The 16,575-nt window shown below is 59.6% G+C and carries 14 protein-coding genes and 2 pseudogenes; 9 read left to right on the forward strand and 7 right to left on the reverse strand.

Annotation, left to right across the window (positions count from 1 at the left end; all coding sequences use genetic code 11):
- The first annotated feature begins 174 nt into the window (after positions 1 to 174).
- Entirely contained in the window at positions 175 to 2,952 is a 2,778-nt protein-coding gene (locus tag ACR6A7_RS13580) for a flavocytochrome c (RefSeq protein ID WP_434125425.1), read from the forward strand.
- 76 nt (positions 2,953 to 3,028) lie between these two features.
- A complete protein-coding gene (locus tag ACR6A7_RS13585; RefSeq protein WP_434125427.1) occupies positions 3,029 to 4,003 on the forward strand; it encodes an FAD:protein FMN transferase in 975 nt (324 codons plus the stop codon).
- Here the strand turns inward: ACR6A7_RS13585 and dcuR are convergent.
- Together dcuR and ACR6A7_RS13595 are read right to left on the reverse strand one after the other, a co-directional pair.
- The gene (gene dcuR, locus ACR6A7_RS13590; RefSeq protein WP_033747696.1) at positions 3,984 to 4,703 is read right to left on the reverse strand and encodes a two-component system response regulator DcuR; all 720 of its coding nucleotides are present in this window, start codon (positions 4,701 to 4,703) and stop codon (positions 3,984 to 3,986) included. The two genes, ACR6A7_RS13585 and dcuR, sit on opposite strands and share 20 nt — an antisense overlap.
- Complete coding sequence (locus ACR6A7_RS13595; RefSeq protein WP_434125428.1) at positions 4,700 to 6,313, reverse strand: sensor histidine kinase; 1,614 nt, start codon at positions 6,311 to 6,313, stop codon at positions 4,700 to 4,702. The genes dcuR and ACR6A7_RS13595 overlap by 4 nt, the downstream gene beginning before the upstream one ends.
- Before the next feature lie 248 nt (positions 6,314 to 6,561).
- Here ACR6A7_RS13595 and ACR6A7_RS13600 point away from each other — a divergent pair.
- The 3 genes and pseudogenes from ACR6A7_RS13600 to ACR6A7_RS13610 all read left to right on the forward strand — a co-directional run.
- Positions 6,562 to 7,006 (forward strand): annotated as a pseudogene (locus ACR6A7_RS13600) (DDE-type integrase/transposase/recombinase); the annotation flags it as partial.
- 5 nt (positions 7,007 to 7,011) lie between these two features.
- Positions 7,012 to 7,151 (forward strand): annotated as a pseudogene (locus ACR6A7_RS13605) (DDE-type integrase/transposase/recombinase); the annotation flags it as partial.
- A 74-nt stretch (positions 7,152 to 7,225) separates the two neighbouring features.
- Positions 7,226 to 7,900, forward strand: a complete 675-nt coding sequence (locus ACR6A7_RS13610) for a hypothetical protein (protein WP_434125430.1) — start codon at positions 7,226 to 7,228, stop codon at positions 7,898 to 7,900.
- A 307-nt stretch (positions 7,901 to 8,207) separates the two neighbouring features.
- Here the strand turns inward: ACR6A7_RS13610 and ychF are convergent, their stop codons facing one another.
- Both ychF and pth read right to left on the reverse strand, forming a co-directional pair.
- Complete coding sequence (gene ychF / locus ACR6A7_RS13615) at positions 8,208 to 9,299, reverse strand: redox-regulated ATPase YchF (protein WP_434125431.1); 1,092 nt, start codon at positions 9,297 to 9,299, stop codon at positions 8,208 to 8,210.
- Between the two features lie 101 nt (positions 9,300 to 9,400).
- Positions 9,401 to 9,988 (reverse strand): aminoacyl-tRNA hydrolase, encoded by a 588-nt coding sequence (gene pth / locus ACR6A7_RS13620; RefSeq protein WP_033747682.1) that lies wholly within the window; start codon positions 9,986 to 9,988, stop codon positions 9,401 to 9,403.
- Between the two features lie 263 nt (positions 9,989 to 10,251).
- Here pth and ychH point away from each other — a divergent pair, with 263 nt between their 5' ends.
- Complete coding sequence (ychH, locus tag ACR6A7_RS13625; protein WP_434125433.1) at positions 10,252 to 10,521, forward strand: stress-induced protein YchH; 270 nt, start codon at positions 10,252 to 10,254, stop codon at positions 10,519 to 10,521.
- 59 nt (positions 10,522 to 10,580) lie between these two features.
- Here the strand turns inward: ychH and prs are convergent, their stop codons facing one another.
- From prs to lolB, 3 genes are all read right to left on the reverse strand, one after another.
- Positions 10,581 to 11,528, reverse strand: a complete 948-nt coding sequence (gene prs, locus ACR6A7_RS13630; protein ID WP_006118899.1) for a ribose-phosphate diphosphokinase — start codon at positions 11,526 to 11,528, stop codon at positions 10,581 to 10,583.
- Between the two features lie 137 nt (positions 11,529 to 11,665).
- The gene (ispE, locus tag ACR6A7_RS13635) at positions 11,666 to 12,523 is read right to left on the reverse strand and encodes a 4-(cytidine 5'-diphospho)-2-C-methyl-D-erythritol kinase (protein WP_434125435.1); all 858 of its coding nucleotides are present in this window, start codon (positions 12,521 to 12,523) and stop codon (positions 11,666 to 11,668) included.
- Positions 12,520 to 13,143, reverse strand: a complete 624-nt coding sequence (lolB, locus tag ACR6A7_RS13640) for a lipoprotein insertase outer membrane protein LolB (RefSeq protein WP_434125437.1) — start codon at positions 13,141 to 13,143, stop codon at positions 12,520 to 12,522. Before lolB ends, ispE begins: the two co-directional genes overlap by 4 nt.
- A gap of 216 nt (positions 13,144 to 13,359) precedes the next feature.
- Here lolB and hemA point away from each other — a divergent pair, with 216 nt between their 5' ends.
- The 3 genes from hemA to prmC are packed head-to-tail and all read left to right on the forward strand — an operon-like array spanning position 13,360 to position 16,575.
- Complete coding sequence (hemA, locus tag ACR6A7_RS13645; protein ID WP_434125438.1) at positions 13,360 to 14,616, forward strand: glutamyl-tRNA reductase; 1,257 nt, start codon at positions 13,360 to 13,362, stop codon at positions 14,614 to 14,616.
- 43 nt (positions 14,617 to 14,659) lie between these two features.
- Positions 14,660 to 15,742 carry a peptide chain release factor 1 gene (gene prfA, locus ACR6A7_RS13650; RefSeq protein ID WP_434125440.1) on the forward strand — a complete coding sequence of 361 codons (1,083 nt, stop codon included), beginning with the start codon at positions 14,660 to 14,662 and terminating at the stop codon, positions 15,740 to 15,742.
- The gene (gene prmC, locus ACR6A7_RS13655; protein WP_434125441.1) at positions 15,742 to 16,575 is read left to right on the forward strand and encodes a peptide chain release factor N(5)-glutamine methyltransferase; all 834 of its coding nucleotides are present in this window, start codon (positions 15,742 to 15,744) and stop codon (positions 16,573 to 16,575) included. Before prfA ends, prmC begins: the two co-directional genes overlap by 1 nt.

Consider the following 16,575-nt stretch of genomic DNA (forward strand, 5'->3'; position numbering starts at 1 on the left):
GTCGCCTTTGCAAAATAAATAGCCCTGCTAATTCAAAAAGTTTTAAAACTATATTCATTACTTTTGTAGCCAAAGTTACTGGTATATTAGTGGCATCAAGCCGGACCTTTTAATTATCGCCAGAGTGCCCCGTCCGCAGAATTCCTCAGCTTTTAATTTCCGGAGTTAATCTAAATGAATACTCGCACCCCGCTTTTAAATCCGCTGACGTTGCCCAACGGCGCGGTATTAAAAAATCGGCTGGTCATGGCGCCAATGACTACCTGTACAGGATTCTACGACGGCACCGTGACCAGCGAGCTTGTGGAGTACTATCGCGCACGCGCAGGCACGCTGGGTACGGTTATCGTCGAGTCCTGCTTTATCGATAACAAAGGTCCCGCTTTTCCCGGCGCTATCGGCATCGACAGCGACAACAAGATCCCTGGGCTTGCGCGAATCGCCGACGCGATTAAATCGCAGGGCTCAACCGCTATCCTGCAAATTTACCACGGCGGTCGTATGGTGGAACCGGGGCTGATCGGCGGCAAAACGCCGGTGGGTCCCAGCGCCATTGCCGCACCGCGCGAAGGCGCCACCACGCCACAGGCGCTGACCGCCGATGACGTCGAGGTGATGATTACCAAATTTGGCGACGCGGTAAACCGCGCCATCAAGGCGGGCTTCGATGGCGTTGAGCTGCACGGCGCCAACACCTATCTGATCCAGCAGTTCTTTTCCCCCAACTCTAACCAGCGCGACGACAAGTGGGGCGGCAGCCGCGAAAACCGCGCCCGTTTCCCGCTGGCGGTGCTGGATATCGCCCATAAAATGGCGGAGCGCATCGCGCACAACACCTTTATCATCGGCTATCGCTTCTCGCCGGAAGAGATCGAAGTGCCCGGCATTCGCTTTGCCGACACGCTCTATCTGCTGGAAAAACTGGCGGAGCGCGGCCTCGACTACGTGCACTTTTCCATGGGCCAGCTGCTGCGTCCCTCTATCGTCGATACCCGCGACCCGACGCCGCTGATCGATAAATATATTGCGCAGCGCTCCGAACGCCTGGCGAAGGTGCCGGTGATCGGCGTCGGCGGCGTGGTGAACAAAGCCGACGTAGAGGGGGCGCTGGAGCACGGCTACGATTTAGTGGCGATCGGCAAAGCCTGCATCGCCTATCCGGACTGGGCGGATCGCGTGCTGAACAACGAGCATCTCGACCTCTATATCGACAGCACCCAGCGCGAAGCGCTGATGATCCCGGAGCCGCTGTGGCGCTTCTCGCTGGTGGACGCGATGATCCGCGAAGTCAGCGCGCCGGGCCGCAAATACAAGGCGGGCGTCTATCAGGAGAAAGTCGAGGCGGAAGCGCTGAAGCTCAAAATCAACGTTACCCTCGACACCGACCGCATCACCGATATTTCGATGGTGCCGGACGATACGCTGGACGTCGATTTTACCGAGACCTTTGAAAGCCTGCGTAACCGTATTCTGGTGGCTAACAGCCCGCACGTCGACGCCATCAGCGGCGCCACCACCCAGAGCGAGGCGCTGAAAAAAGCGGTATCGCGCGCGCTCTCCACCTCCAGCAAAGAGTATGTGATTGAAGAGGGCGGCAACCCCGCTGCGCCGCAGAACTACGACGTGGTGGTGATCGGCAGCGGCGGCGCTGGCCTGGCGGCGGCGATTCAGGCGCACGACGAAGGCGCGCGCGTGGTGATCATCGAGAAGATGCCGACTATCGGCGGCAATACCATCAAAGCCTCGGTGGGCATGAACGCGGCGGAGACCCGCTTCCAGGCGATGAAGGGCATCAAAGACAGCAAAGAGCTCTTCTATCAGGAGACGCTGAAAGGGGGCCAGCATAAAAATAACCCGGTGCTGCTGCGCGAGTTCGTCGAGCTGGCGCCGGAGGCGATCGACTGGCTGGCGGATCACGGCATCGAGCTGAACGATATCACCATCACCGGCGGCATGAGCATCGACCGCACCCACCGCCCTGCGGACCGTTCGGCGGTAGGCGGCTACCTGATCAGCGGGCTGGTGAAAAACATCAACAAGCGCAATATCGAGGTGCTGCTGGATACCTCGGTCGCTGAAATCCTCACCGAGAACGGCGCGGTAACCGGCGTGAAGGTGGTGGATGAGTACTACGACAGCCGCATCCTCTATGCGAAAAGCGTGATTGTCGCCACCGGCGGCTTCAGCGCCAACCGCGAGATGGTGGTGAAATACCGCCCTGAGCTGGATGGCTTCGTGACCACCAACCACAAAGGCGCGACCGGCAGCGGCATCGCCATGCTGCAGAAGCTGGGCGCGGATACCGTGGATATGGGCGAAATCCAGATCCATCCGACCGTGGAGCAGACCACCTCCTATCTGATCTCTGAATCGATTCGCGGCGGCGGTGCCATCCTGGTGTCGCAGGCGGGCAGGCGCTTCTTCAACGAGATGGAGACCCGCGACAAGGTTTCCGCGCAGATTATCGCGCTGCCGGAGAAAAGCGCCTGGGTAGTCTTCGACGAACAGGTTCGGGCCAACAACAAAGCGGCCGATGAGTATATCGCCAAAGGCTTTGTGATCAGCGCGCCGACCGTGGGCGAGCTGGCGGTGAAGCTGAATATGGAGCACACCACCCTTGAGGAGACGCTGGCGCGCTACAACCAGTTCGTGGTGGATCAGAAGGATGAGGATTTCGGCCGCACCACCGCGCTGCGTCATCCGCTAAATCAGGGGCCGTTCTACGCCATCCGCATCGCGCCTGGGGTGCATCACACCATGGGCGGCGTGACCATTAATACCGACACCGCGGTGCTCGACAGCAACAAACAGGTGATTCGCGGCGCCTGGGCGGCGGGGGAAGTGGTCGGCGGCATCCACGGCGCCAACCGTATCGGCGGCAACGCCGTGGCGGATATTATCATCTTTGGTATCCTTGCCGGACGTAACGCGGCGGCGCTGGCGCGCGGCTAGTCCGCTGTCGGTGACGGCGCACCGGGTAACAGCTCCGGCACGCCGTTGCCGGCCCACTTCAACAGTCGAGGCGAGTATGTCAGCCGACGAAGGCGTTTACGCCTATTCCGCAGTTCTGATGGGTTCGCCCATTCTGCTTAAGCTTTTCGAGGATAATGCGGCGCTGGCCGCGCAGGTCTTCCGCCTTATCCGCCATCAGGAGAATATCCTCACCGTCAACCGCGCCCACTCCGAGGTGATGGCGATTAACCACGCCGCTGGCAAAGAACCGGTCTGCGTCAGCCGCGACCTGTTCGACCTCATCCAGTGCGCGCACCAGGTGAGCCTGCTGCCGCACAGCCTGTTCAATTTCACCATCGGACCGCTGGTCAAGCGCTGGAAGATCGGCTTTCAGGGGCGCAGCGTGCCGCCGCAGGGCGAGCTGGCAACGCTGATGGCGCTGACCGATCCGCGCGAGGTGGTGTTGGATCCTGAGCGGCGCAGCGTGTTTCTGCGCCAGCCGGGCATGGAGATCGACCTGGGCGCCATCGCCAAAGGCTATATCGCCGACCTGGTGCGCAGTTTTCTGCGCCAGCAGGGGGTGGAAAGGGCGCTGATTAACCTCGGCGGCAACGTGCAGACGCTCGGCGCGCCGCCGCAGGCCGCCGGATGGGCTGTCGGCCTGAAAGCGCCGTTCGGCCAGGCTGACGAGTTAATCGGCGTGATCGAGGTAGCGGGAAAATCGGTGGTGACCTCTGGGGTCTATGAGCGCTACTTCGAGCTGGACGGGCGCCTCTATCACCATATCCTCGACGCGCGCAGCGGCTATCCGCTCGACAATGAACTGCTGAGCGTCACGGTGATCTCCGACCGCTCGATAGATGGCGATATCTACACCACGCTGCTCTACGGGCTGGGGGTGGAGCAGAGCCTCGCGGCGCTGCGCGACGCGCCGCACATTGAGGCGATATTCGTGACGCGCGACCAGCAGGTGCTCTGCTCCTCGTCGCGTCAGTTCGCGTTTCGTCTGCACGACCGCCGCTACCGGCTGACTACTGGCAGTACTGCCTGAGCAGCGAATGGTATTCCGGCTGCAGGCGGTAGCGATAGACCGGACGGCCGGTCGCGCCGTAGTGAATGCTGGTGAAGAGGATATTGATCTGCGCCAGCCAGATCAGATACTTGCGGCAGGAGACGCGCGAGATATTCACCTCCGCCGCCAGCTCGTCGGTGGAGAACTCGCTGCCGGGATGGGCGTCGATCCACTGGCAGAGGGTGCGCAGCGTCTGCGGCGTCAGCCCTTTCGGCAGCCGCTTGCTGTCGTTGGTGGTGGGCGGGTTGCCGTGGATCAGCTGGTCAACTTCCGCCTGCTGGTAGTAGAGATGGTTATCCATCAGCGACTTCTTCTGCCGCCAGTTGGTGAGCGCCTCTTCAAAACGCGGGAACTGGAAGGGTTTGATCAGGTAATCCACTACGCCGTAGTGCAGCGAGGTTTTGATGGTGGCGGCGTCGGCGGCGGATGAAATAATGATCACCTCGACAGGCTGCTTCGCCTCGCGCAGCTCCGGCAGCAGATCCAGCCCGTTCTCATGCTGCAGGTAGATATCGAGCAGCACCAGATCCACGGCGGGCTCGCTGTGAAGGATCATCTCTTTCGCCTGCTGCAGCGTCGACGCCGTGCCGACGCAGTGAAAGCCCGGCACCTGCCCGACGTAAACGCGATTCAGCTCGGCGACCATAGCGTCATCATCGACCACTAACACATTGATCATGCGGTTTTGTTGCCTCCATCCCAGGGAAGTTGTACAAAAAATTGGGTAAATACGCCGGGTTCCGACTCCACGCTGACGCTGCCGCCGAGGCTTTCCGTCTGCTGCTTCAGCAGATAAAGCCCGACGCCGCGCTCCTCACCTTTGGTTGAAAAGCCTTTATCAAAGATAGCATCCAGCTGGTTGGTCGGGATGCCGGGCCCGTCGTCGCTGACCTCACACGCCAGCCAGCCGTTCTGGTAGTGCAGCATCACATGGATATCGCCGTTGTGTTCACTGCCCAGCGCGTCGAGCGCGTTCTCGATCAGATTGCCGAGCACGGTGATCAGCACGGCGATCTGCTGCTCGTTGCCGATATCGGGCAGGAAGCTGGCGTCGCTCAGCGTCAGACGATGGCCGCTGTCCGAGGCGCGATTGATTTTACTCAGCAGGAAGCCGGCGATCACCGGCGACTTGATTTTGTCGAGCAGCGAACCGATTTCGGTCTGGTAGTTGTTCGCCGTTTTTAAAATATAGGCTTCGACCTGCGCATAGTTTTTCATGTGCAGCAGGCCAAGGATCACGTGCAGCTTATTCATAAACTCGTGCGAGCGCTCACGCAGCGCGTCGACGTAGTTTACCATGCCGCTCAGCCGCTGCAGCAGCCGCGTGATTTCGGTTTTATCCCTGAAGGTGCAGACCGCGCCGATAAGCCGCTGCTGGCTGTAGACCGGCACGGTGTTGCTCAGCAGCACGTGGCCGTTGATATTCAGCTCTTCGTCGCGCCGCGCGCGGCCGGTGGCCAGCGTCTCCTGCAGCTGAGCGTGAATAACGCTGGCCTCCTCCATGCTGCCGGAGCTCTCTTCCGTCAGCAGCTTTTGCGCCGCCTCGTTGATCAGCGACACCTCGGCCTGGGCATCCACCGCGATAACGCCCTCTTTGACCGAGTGCAGGATCGCCTGGCGCTGCTCGAACAGCGAGGAGATCTCCCAGGGTTCGAGCCCGAAGAGGATGCGCTTCAGGGTTTTCACCAGCGCCAGCGTGCCCAGCGTGCCCGCCAGTGCGCCGATCAGGATGGTCCAGATAATGCTCCAGCGGCTCTGGTTGATCTGATCGCTGACCGCCTCCAGCGAGATGCCTATCGACACCACGCCTATTTGCCTCTGCTGCGCGTTATAGACCGGCGTAAAGACGCGCAGCGCCTCCGCCAGCGAGCCGCGATTTACCGAGACGTTCTCTTTGCCCTGCAGCGCCGGATTGATGTCGTCGCCGATAAAGTGCTGGCCGATCAGCGCCGGATTAAGGTGAGAGTAGCGGATGCCCTGCATATTGGTCACCACCACGAACAGCAGATTATTGTGCTGCTGCGCCGCGCGGGCGATGGGCTGAATGATGCCAGCGTCCGGCGGCCCGCCCAGCGCCTGCTGAATAGCAGGCACGTCCGCCAGGGTGCGCGCCACGGCCATCGCCTTGTCCTCCAGCTGCTTCTGCGTGGCGTTGCCGATCTGAAAAAAGTAGAGCAGATGCACGCTGAGCAGCACGAAGGTGACGACCGCGCCGATCATCAGCGTCACCAGCGTGCTGAGCTTCATAGGTTTTTTGCGGGTCCGGTAGCCTTGCGGGGTATCGCGCATCGTCGGTCCTTTGTCGGAAAGCGGTGGGGTATTATCCCTTTCTGGTGGGCTTTGCAAAGGGTTTTAGCGCGAAGCGGGGTGAGGGGGATAGAGTATAGCTCTACTTAGTTACAGCATACTGATTGGTCGGTCTCTTTTGCGGGCAAAAAAATCCACGCGCAGGCGTGGATTTTTATATCGAGCGGTTTGTATGAGAGGCGCTGGCCCCTCATCAGACAACCGCGGCTCAGACGTTAAACCGTAAAAATGTTGTTCCCGATCTGTTCGCAACAAAACTTGTGGGCTGAGCAATGTCATTTTCGCTAGATAGCAAGCTGATCATCAGAGCGCTGGAAATGGCGTAGGAGCTCGCAATAAACCAACCGGAGTGATTTTCCACAGTGACCGGGGTCGCCACTATACAAGCAGACAGATCTGGCAGTTACTGTAGCGTTGCCAGATCAGGCAGAGTAGGAGTCGACGGGGAAACTGTTGGGACAATAGCCCGATAAAACGCCTCTTCAGAAGTTTTAAAAACGAGTGGGTGTCAGCGACAGGTTATATAAACTTTAGCGAGGCTGCTCATGCGATTACAGACTATATCGTCGGGTTTACAACTCGCTAAGGCCGCATGGCTATAACGGTAGGTTACCCCCAGACGAATCGAAAAACCGATACTGGAAAAACTCTAAATCGTTGGCCAGTTTTAGTTGACCACTACAGACATAACCTACATCCGAACCCACGAAGGCTGGCTGTATCTGGCCGTGGTGGTTGACCTGTTTTCCCCAAAATTATCGTCTGGTCAATGCAACCCCGCATGACAAAAGAGATTGTCCTGAACACATTGCTTATGGCGGAATAGATTTCCTTATTCCCATTAGCTAAACTGTGCGGCTGGATTCCTCCCAGCGAGCACGCGCAGAGCGAACCATGATCCGCAGAGACAAACCATTTAATACTCTTTCCCGCCGTCGGCGTCGTGCCCGGACACAACACGTCAAGAATCTGATCCACCGCGAGCGTCACCGCTGCGGAGGAGTGCATTATGATGATTGCGATTCTGAAAATGCAGAGGCCATTGCTGCGGGTTGGGTGTGGACCTGGAGCGATGTTTTATTCTTGGGTAATTCGCCAGATGTGTACTGGAACGCGGAGATTATTACCCTTGACGTAGCGCGTGCGGATGTTGTGGAAAATCTGGTGTTTGAAGAAGCTCATGCCATGTTGAGCCCAAACCAGCAGCAAGATGAAGCCCGCATGGATACAACCCCAAACTACAATGCGAAAGGGAAGGTGGTTAGCTATACGGTGGTAGAACGTACCCGCGTTTCTTATCCTCAATTCGGTGGATTAACCTATTTCGACTACATCGATAAACGCTCAGCCGAAGTCATGCGCGACAATCCGCCTGTAGTTACTCCTGGCTATCGTATTCAATCTGGCTATCGTAGCGGCATTGGTTTGCAAGTCATCGTGGAGGAGTCGGTGCTCACTCGCGAGATAATCGACAGTGCGATCCGTTCATTTTTGGCTGGGGATATGCCTCTGGTCCCCCAAGTAAACAAGATGATGAAGCAAACTCTTTATAGAGTAACCCAGCAATAAACGCTGTGATGCACCCGATGAAATGTATAGCGGGCGAATGAAGGTGTGAACATGAACTCGTCCCGGTAGTAGGGAGGTAGGGCGAAACGCCTCAAGTGTGTTCTTGATCATTGATGCGCAGAGTGTGAAAAACGCGAAGCCGGTAGCCTTTAAGGACTATGACATAGGCAAGAAGAAAGGGAGCTCTGTTGGCGCTAACGCGCTACAACTTGAGGTATTTTGAAATAAAAAATCCACGCATGCGCGTGGATTTTAAAGCGGCCATTTTGTCCTGAGAGGCACTAGTCCCTCATCAGACAACCGCGGCTCAGACGTTAAACAGGAAGTTCATCACATCGCCATCTTTAACGATGTACTCTTTCCCTTCAGAACGCATCTTGCCCGCTTCTTTCGCGCCCTGTTCGCCTTTATAGGCGACAAAGTCTTCAAACGCGATGGTCTGCGCACGGATAAAGCCTTTCTCGAAGTCGGTATGGATCTTGCCCGCCGCCTGCGGCGCGGTCGCGCCAACCGGGATGGTCCAGGCGCGCACTTCTTTCACGCCCGCGGTAAAGTAGGTCTGCAGGTTCAGCAGGGCGTAACCGGCGCGGATCACGCGGTTCAGGCCTGGCTCTTCCAGACCCAGCTCGGCCATAAACTCGGCGCGATCTTCATCGTCCAGCTCGGCGATGTCGGACTCAACGGCGGCGCAAACCGGCACCACCACGGAGCCTTCCGCTTCGGCGATGGCGCGCACCTGGTCGAGGTAAGGGTTGTTCTCGAAACCGTCTTCGTTGACGTTGGCGATATACATGGTCGGCTTCAGCGTCAGGAAGCTCAGGTAGCGGATTGCCGCTTTCTCATCGGCGTCCAGCTTCAGCGCGCGCAGCATACCGGCGTTTTCCAGATGCGGCAGGCACTTCTCCAGCGCGGCCAGCTCGACCTTCGCGTCTTTATCGCCGCCTTTGGCTTTTTTCTGCACGCGCTGAATGGCACGCTCGCAGGTTTCCAGATCGGAGAGCGCCAGTTCGGTGTTGATGACGTCGATATCTTCCGCCGGATCCACTTTGCCCGCGACGTGAATGATGTTCTCGTTCTCAAAGCAGCGCACTACGTGGCCGATCGCTTCGGTTTCGCGGATGTTGGTCAGGAACTGGTTGCCCAGGCCTTCACCTTTCGACGCGCCTTTTACCAGGCCGGCGATGTCGACGAACTCCATGGTGGTCGGCACCAGGCGCTGCGGTTTGACGATCTCCGCCAGCTGATCAAGGCGCGGATCCGGCATCGGCACCACGCCGGTGTTGGGCTCAATGGTGCAGAAGGGGAAGTTAGCCGCTTCGATGCCCGCTTTAGTCAGCGCGTTGAACAGGGTGGATTTACCGACGTTCGGCAGGCCCACGATACCGCATTTGAATCCCATGGTTGGTTACCCTTCTAACTTGAGGTGCAACGCCTGCTGCAGGCATTGCCGGAAACGAAAAATTTGGCGCATTATACACAGAAATCGCGCGGGCAGGGCGTTTAGCTCGCCTTGAACGCGTGCAGCCGGTTCATCGCCTTCAGGCGATCCTCTTTCAGCCACACTTCGGTACAGCGCGCCGCTTCATCAATGGCGTCGTCAATCAACTTCTGCTCGCTGGCGGGCGGCTTGCCCAGCACAAATCCCGTCACCTTGTTGCGATCGCCCGGATGGCCGATGCCGATGCGCAGGCGGTGAAAGTTATTGTTGTTGCCCAGCTTGCTGATGATGTCTTTCAGGCCGTTGTGGCCGCCATGACCGCCGCCCTGTTTGAACTTCGCGACGCCAGGCGGCAGATCGAGCTCATCGTGCGCCACCAGAATCTCCTCCGGCGCGATGCGGAAAAAGGTCGCCATCGCCGCCACGGCCTTGCCGCTGAGGTTCATAAAGGTGGTCGGCACCAGCAGACGCACATCTTCGCCCGCCAGGCTGATACGCGCGGTATAGCCGAAGAATTTCGCCTCTTCTTTTAGCGACTGATTATGACGCTCCGCCAGTAAATCGAGATACCAGGCGCCTGCGTTATGCCGCGTGGCGGCGTACTCCGCGCCGGGATTGGCCAGGCCCACAATCAGTTTAATGCTGCTCACGATGATTATCCTGCTCAGGTGGTGAAAAGGCGTTAGTGTACTTCGCGGCAGGGAAGAGAACAAACTTAGCTAAAGCGATATGGTTACGTCGCGTGATTAACTATTTTGTTATTTAAATCAAGCTTCTGAAGGTGAATGCAGGCCAGCATTTAGTAGAGTTTGTGATCCTGGACGCAATTTGTCCGCGGGTCATTGCTTAAACTTATGACAAGTTAACATTATGTGCGGTTTGTCTGGCTTGTTCATATGGACAGAGGTGAATGATGAAACATCAACATTGTCGCAAAGCAGGAAACGCCCTGATGATCGTGGGACTGGTCGTGATGGTCTCCAGCATCATCTTTTCCGTGCTGAATCAATTGCCGAGCATTCAGATGCCGGCGCTGCTGGCACAGGGCGCCATCCTCGGCATCTTTATCGGGGCGCTGCTGTGGCTCGCCGGTGCGCGCGTCAGCGGGCGCGAAAAAATCGAAGACCGCTACTTCTGGCACCGCCATTATGACGAGCGCTGCCGCCGCACGCCGCACCACTGATCCGCTTTTGCAGCCATAAAAAAACCGGGCGCCTGGCCCGGTTTTTTATTAGACGAAAATCAGTGCTCGAACATCGCCGAGATAGACTCTTCGTTGCTGATACGGCGGATCGCTTCAGCCAGCATGCCGGAGAGCGTCAGAGTACGCACGTTCGGCAGCGACTTCATCTCTTCAGATAGCGGGATGGTGTCGCAGACGATAACCTGATCGATAACCGATTTACGCAGATTCTCCACTGCGTTGCCGGAGAAAATCGGGTGGGTCGCGTAGGCGAAGACGCGTTTCGCGCCGCGCTCTTTCAACGCTTCCGCCGCTTTGCACAGCGTGCCGCCGGTGTCGATCATATCGTCGACCAGCACGCAGTCGCGGCCCGCCACGTCACCGATGATGTGCATCACCTGAGAAACGTTCGCGCGCGGACGACGTTTGTCGATGATAGCCATATCGGTATCGTTGAGCAGCTTGGCAATCGCGCGAGCACGCACGACGCCGCCGATGTCCGGGGAAACCACAATCGGGTTTTCCAGACCAATTTGCAGCATGTCTTCCAGCAGGATTGGGCTGCCGAAAACGTTATCAACCGGGACGTCAAAGAAGCCCTGGATTTGCTCGGCGTGAAGATCGACCGTCAGAACGCGATCGACGCCAACGCTGGAAAGGAAATCCGCGACCACTTTAGCGGTAATCGGCACGCGAGCGGAGCGCACGCGGCGATCCTGGCGGGCATAGCCGAAGTAGGGAATAACCGCGGTAATACGACCAGCAGAAGCTCGACGCAGCGCGTCGACCATCACAACCAGTTCCATCAGATTATCATTGGTGGGAGCACAGGTGGACTGGATGATGAAAATATCACCACCGCGTACATTTTCATTGATTTGTACACTCACTTCGCCATCGCTGAAACGGCCCACTGCGGCGTCTCCGAGGCTGGTGTAAAGGCGGTTGGCAATACGTTGTGCTAGTTCCGGGGTGGCGTTACCAGCAAATAGCTTCATATCAGGCACGAGAAGAACCTCAGGCTTGGCGTCCAGAGAATGAACGGCGTTACGGTAACCGGCGCATACCGCAGCGCATGTTCATACGGGTGTGTTAATGCACAGCGTGCAGCGTCTGGAACAGGGTGACACTGTCACACATGCGCTTACAGCCCGGAAAGGGTGCGATGCAGAGGCGAGACGTTAACGCCTCGCGCGACAAATCCGCATACCCATTTCGGGGCGAGTTCCAGCACCTGACGAGCGGCTGACTCGGTGTCAAATTCGGCAAACACGCAAGCGCCAGTGCCAGTCAGGCGCGACGGCGCGTATTCTAGCAGCCAGGAAACAAGCTCATCAACCTCACGAAAACGTTTTCTTACCACTGCCTCACAATCATTGTGAAAGGGTGTCGATAAAAGCGCCGCCAGCGAACGCACCGGCGTATCGCGCGTAAGCTGCGGATCGTTAAACACCCGCGGCGTCGGCACGCTTACGCCGGGATGCGCCACCAGGTACCATTTTTCCGCCGGATCGGCGGGCTGGAGCTGCTCGCCGACGCCCTGCGCGAAAGCGGCGAAACCTCTGACGAACACCGGCACGTCCGCGCCAAGCTTAATCCCTAGCTCCGCCAGCGCCTCGAGAGAGAAACCGACGCCCCACAGGTGATTCAGCGCCACCAGCACGGTGGCGGCGTTCGAGGAGCCGCCGCCCAGCCCGCCGCCCATCGGCAGCCGCTTTTCAATGGCGATCTGCGCCCCGGCGTCGGCTGGCAGCCGCTGTTGCGCCTGCGCCGCCTGACGCAGCGCCATCGCCGCGCGAACAATCAGGTTGTCGTCATGGGCGACGCCCTCGACCGGCGTGGTCAGGCTAACGCGGCCGCTGCTGTCCGGCGTGATATGCAGGCTGTCGCCGTAGTCGAGAAACTGAAACAGCGTCTGCAGGTTATGGTAGCCGTCTGCGCGACGGCCGGTGATATAGAGAAACAGGTTGAGCTTTGCCGGTGCAGGCCAGGTGGTGATCATTGCAGGGTCCAGCTATCCATACGCAGTTTGATGCGCTGGTCGCCTTCGCGCAGCTCGAGGTTCGCCGGCAGCGGCGGGGTGGATTTGCTGTCGTAATCCTGAATCGCCACCTGCCACTTCTGGCCGTTGCTGCTGTAGTTCAGGCTTTTAAGCTGATAGTTGCTGTTGAGCTGATAGTCGCTGGCGTCGCCCGGCAGGCCCATCATCCACTGACGCAGGTTGGCGAGCGGGATATCCATGCCGGTCAGCTGAGAGATCATCTTCTCCGCGTCGTTGCTGACGTAGCGTTTGCCTTTGTTATCCACGATCTGTACGGTGTCGCCTTGCGCGTCGAGCTGCAGCTCGGTGCTGCCGAGCGGGTTGGTCAGCAGCAGGCGATAGCGGTCCGGGGCGGTCTGCTGCCAGTTGAAGCGCGCGTAGACTTTCTGCTTGTCGGAAAGATAGGCGAAGGCGCCGCGTGTCTGGTAGTGCGTGACTTTCGCCACCTCCTGCTGATGCTGCTGCCACTGCGGCGCGGTCGTGCTCGGGCCTGGGCCCTGCGGCTGATTAACGGCGCAGGCGGTGAGCAGAACGCTCGCCAGCGGCAAAAGGCGCAGCATAGTGCGTGGGGAACAGGTCATCACGTGGTCATCTCCTCGGACACGTTTTTAATTCGTAACGGTTAACGCTAGCGATCCGCTTATAAACCGTCAATGGTGATAAGAGTAAAATTGCGCACGATCAGTTTAATCTTATTACAGTCATAGCCTTTGTATGGCTTTTCATGATCTGCCGCATCTTGTAGAATGCGCATCACAAAACCCTGACATTATTGGGACATCCCAACTTTTATCGCCATGACGCTGCTCGCTCTCGGAATCAATCATAAAACTGCACCTGTCGCGCTGCGCGAACGCGTCGCGTTCGGGCCGGACGTGCTGGAACAGGCGCTCGACAGCCTGCTTTCCCAGCCGATGGTGCAGAGCGGCGTCGTTCTCTCTACCTGCAACCGCACTGAACTCTACCTGAGCGTAGAGCAGCAGGCGGATCTGCAGGAGCGCCTGGTGCGCTGGCTGTGTGACTATCACCATCTCAATGAAGAGGACGTGCGTCAAAGTCTCTACTGGCATCAGGACAACGCGGCGGTCAGCCATTTAATGCGCGTAGCCAGCGGCCTCGACTCGCTGGTGCTGGGCGAACCGCAAATTCTCGGCCAGGTGAAAAAAGCCTTCGCCGACTCGCAGCGCGGCCATGCGCTGAGCAGCGAGCTGGAGCGGATGTTCCAGAAAACCTTCTCGGTCGCCAAACGCGTGCGCACCGAAACGGAAATCGGCGCCAGCGCGGTGTCGGTCGCCTTTGCCGCCTGTACGCTGGCGCGCCAGATCTTCGAGTCCCTCTCGACCGTCAACGTGCTGCTGGTCGGCGCGGGCGAAACCATTGAGCTGGTAGCGCGCCACCTGCGCGAGCATAACGTACAGAAGCTGATTATCGCCAACCGCACGCGCGAGCGCGCCGAGCGGCTGGCGGAAGAGGTCGGCGCGGAAGTGATCGGCCTCGGCGACATCGACGCGCGCCTCGCCGACGCCGATATCGTCATCTCCTCCACCGCCAGCCCGCTGCCGATTATCGGCAAAGGGATGATGGAGCGCGCGCTGAAAGCGCGCCGCAACAAACCGGTGCTGCTGGTGGATATCGCCGTGCCGCGCGACGTCGAGCCGGAAGTGGGCAAGCTGCCTAACGCCTATCTCTACAGCGTCGACGACCTGCAGGCGATCATCGAGCAGAATATGGCGCAGCGCAAAGCCGCGGCCGTACAGGCCGAAAGCATCGTGGTGCAGGAGAGCGGCGAATTTATGTCCTGGCTGCGCGCCCAGAGTGCGGTCGAGACGATTCGCGAATACCGCTCTCAGGCGGAAAGCGTGCGCGCCGATCTCGAATCGCGCGCGCTGGCCGCGCTGCAGCAGGGCGCCGATCCGCAGAAAGTCCTGCTGGAGCTGGCGCACAAGCTGACTAACCGTTTAATTCACGCACCAACCAAATCCCTGCAGCAGGCCGCCCGCGACGGCGACACTGAACGCCTGCAATTGCTTCGCGACAGCCTTGGTCTCGAGTAGACTCCTGGGCTGTTGCCCTCTGTGACGAGAATCCCATCACGACATGAAAACCTCTATTGTTGCCAAACTGGAAGCGCTGCAGGAGCGCCACGAAGAAGTGGAAGCGATGCTCGGCGACGCCAGCGTTATCGCCGATCAGGACCGCTTCCGCGCGCTCTCGCGTGAATATGCGCAGTTAACCGACGTGACCCAATGTTTCCGCGCGTGGCAGCAGACGCAGGAAGATATCGACACCGCCCAGATGATGCTGGACGATGCTGAGATGCGCGATATGGCGCAGGAAGAGCTGCAGCAGGCGCGCGCCGAGAGCGAGCGGCTGGAGCAGCAGCTGCAGGTGCTGCTGCTGCCGAAAGATCCCGACGACGAGCGCGCCTGCTTTATCGAAGTGCGCGCCGGCACCGGCGGCGACGAGGCGGCGATCTTCGCCGGCGACCTGTTCCGTATGTACAGCCGCTACGCTGAAGCCCGCCGCTGGCGCGTGGAGATCGTCAGCGCCAACGAGGGCGAGCACGGCGGTTATAAAGAGGTCATCGCCCGCGTTACCGGCGACGGCGCCTATGGCCGCCTGAAGTTTGAATCGGGCGGCCACCGCGTGCAGCGCGTGCCGGAAACCGAGTCCCAGGGGCGTATCCATACCTCGGCCTGTACCGTAGCGGTGATGCCGGAGGTGCCGGAAGCGGAGCTGCCGGAGATCAATCCCTCCGACCTGAAGATCGACACCTTCCGCTCGTCCGGCGCGGGCGGCCAGCACGTCAACACCACCGACTCCGCCATCCGCATCACCCACCTGCCGACCGGCATCGTGGTGGAGTGTCAGGATGAGCGTTCGCAGCACAAAAACAAAGCCAAAGCGCTGGCGGTGCTGGGCGCGCGCATTCGCGCCGCGGAGATGGCGAAGCGCCACGAAGCGGAGGCGAGCACGCGCCGCAACCTGCTGGGCAGCGGCGACCGTTCCGACCGCATCCGCACCTATAACTTCCCGCAGGGCCGCGTGACCGATCACCGCATCAACCTGACCATCTATCGCCTTGACGAAACCATGGAAGGCAAGCTGGACAACCTGATTGAGCCGATTGTGCAGGAGCATCAGGCCGATCAGCTGGCCGCGCTGGCTGGTCAGGAGTAATGGCGTTTCAGGACTGGCTGAAAAAGGCTGTCGCCGCGCTACAGGGCGGCGACAGCCCGAAGCGCGACGCGGAGATCCTGCTGGGGCACGTCACCGGCAAATCGCGCAGCTGGCTGGTGGCGTTCGGCGAGACTGAGCTGCTGCCTGAACAGCTGACGCAGCTCGACGCGCTGCTGGCGCGGCGCGTGCGCGGCGAGCCGGTGGCGCACCTCATTGGCGAGCGCGAATTCTGGTCGCTGCCGCTGCGCGTCTCCGACGCGACGCTGATCCCGCGTCCCGATACCGAAGTGCTGGTTGAGCAGGCGCTGGCGCGTCTGCCCGCCGCACCGTCGCGCATTCTCGACCTCGGCACCGGCACCGGCGCCATCGCGCTGGCGCTGGCGAGCGAACGGCCCGACTGCGAGGTGCTGGGCGTCGATCGCATCGAGGCCGCCGTGGCGCTGGCGCAAAGCAACGCCGAGCGGCTGGCGATCCCCAACGCCGCGTTCGCCGTGAGCCACTGGTTCGACGCGCTGCCCGCCGCGCGTTTCGACCTGATCGTCAGCAATCCTCCCTATATCGACGCGTGCGACCAGCATCTCTCGCAGGGCGACGTGCGCTTCGAACCGCGCAGCGCGCTGGTGGCCGACGAGGCGGGGCTGGCGGATCTGCGCCTGCTTATTACCCAGGCGCCGCAGTGGCTGGCGCCCGGCGGCTGGCTGCTGCTGGAGCATGGCTGGCAGCAGGACGCGGCGGTGCGCGCGCTGATGCAGCAGCACAATTTTCTTCAGGTCGCGACCGTAAATGACTACGGCGGCAATCCGCGCGTCACGCTCGGTCGCATTCCCTCTTAA

Origin of the sequence: Pantoea phyllosphaerae (genome assembly GCF_051025595.1) — a bacterium.
Lineage (GTDB): Bacteria > Pseudomonadota > Gammaproteobacteria > Enterobacterales > Enterobacteriaceae > Pantoea.

Excerpts from the sequence above, each read along its gene's own strand:
- ACR6A7_RS13580 (WP_434125425.1), top strand. The coding sequence starts at position 175 with ATGAATACTCGCACCCCGCTTTTAAATCCGCTGACGTTGCCCAACGGC.
- ACR6A7_RS13585 (WP_434125427.1), top strand. The coding sequence starts at position 3,029 with ATGTCAGCCGACGAAGGCGTTTACGCCTATTCCGCAGTTCTGATGGGT.
- dcuR (WP_033747696.1), bottom strand. The coding sequence starts at position 4,703 with ATGATCAATGTGTTAGTGGTCGATGATGACGCTATGGTCGCCGAGCTG.
- ACR6A7_RS13595 (WP_434125428.1), bottom strand. The coding sequence starts at position 6,313 with ATGCGCGATACCCCGCAAGGCTACCGGACCCGCAAAAAACCTATGAAG.
- ACR6A7_RS13610 (WP_434125430.1), top strand. The coding sequence starts at position 7,226 with ATGATCCGCAGAGACAAACCATTTAATACTCTTTCCCGCCGTCGGCGT.
- ychF (WP_434125431.1), bottom strand. The coding sequence starts at position 9,299 with ATGGGATTCAAATGCGGTATCGTGGGCCTGCCGAACGTCGGTAAATCC.
- ychH (WP_434125433.1), top strand. The coding sequence starts at position 10,252 with ATGAAACATCAACATTGTCGCAAAGCAGGAAACGCCCTGATGATCGTG.
- ispE (WP_434125435.1), bottom strand. The coding sequence starts at position 12,523 with ATGATCACCACCTGGCCTGCACCGGCAAAGCTCAACCTGTTTCTCTAT.
- lolB (WP_434125437.1), bottom strand. The coding sequence starts at position 13,143 with ATGACCTGTTCCCCACGCACTATGCTGCGCCTTTTGCCGCTGGCGAGC.
- hemA (WP_434125438.1), top strand. The coding sequence starts at position 13,360 with ATGACGCTGCTCGCTCTCGGAATCAATCATAAAACTGCACCTGTCGCG.
- prfA (WP_434125440.1), top strand. The coding sequence starts at position 14,660 with ATGAAAACCTCTATTGTTGCCAAACTGGAAGCGCTGCAGGAGCGCCAC.
- prmC (WP_434125441.1), top strand. The coding sequence starts at position 15,742 with ATGGCGTTTCAGGACTGGCTGAAAAAGGCTGTCGCCGCGCTACAGGGC.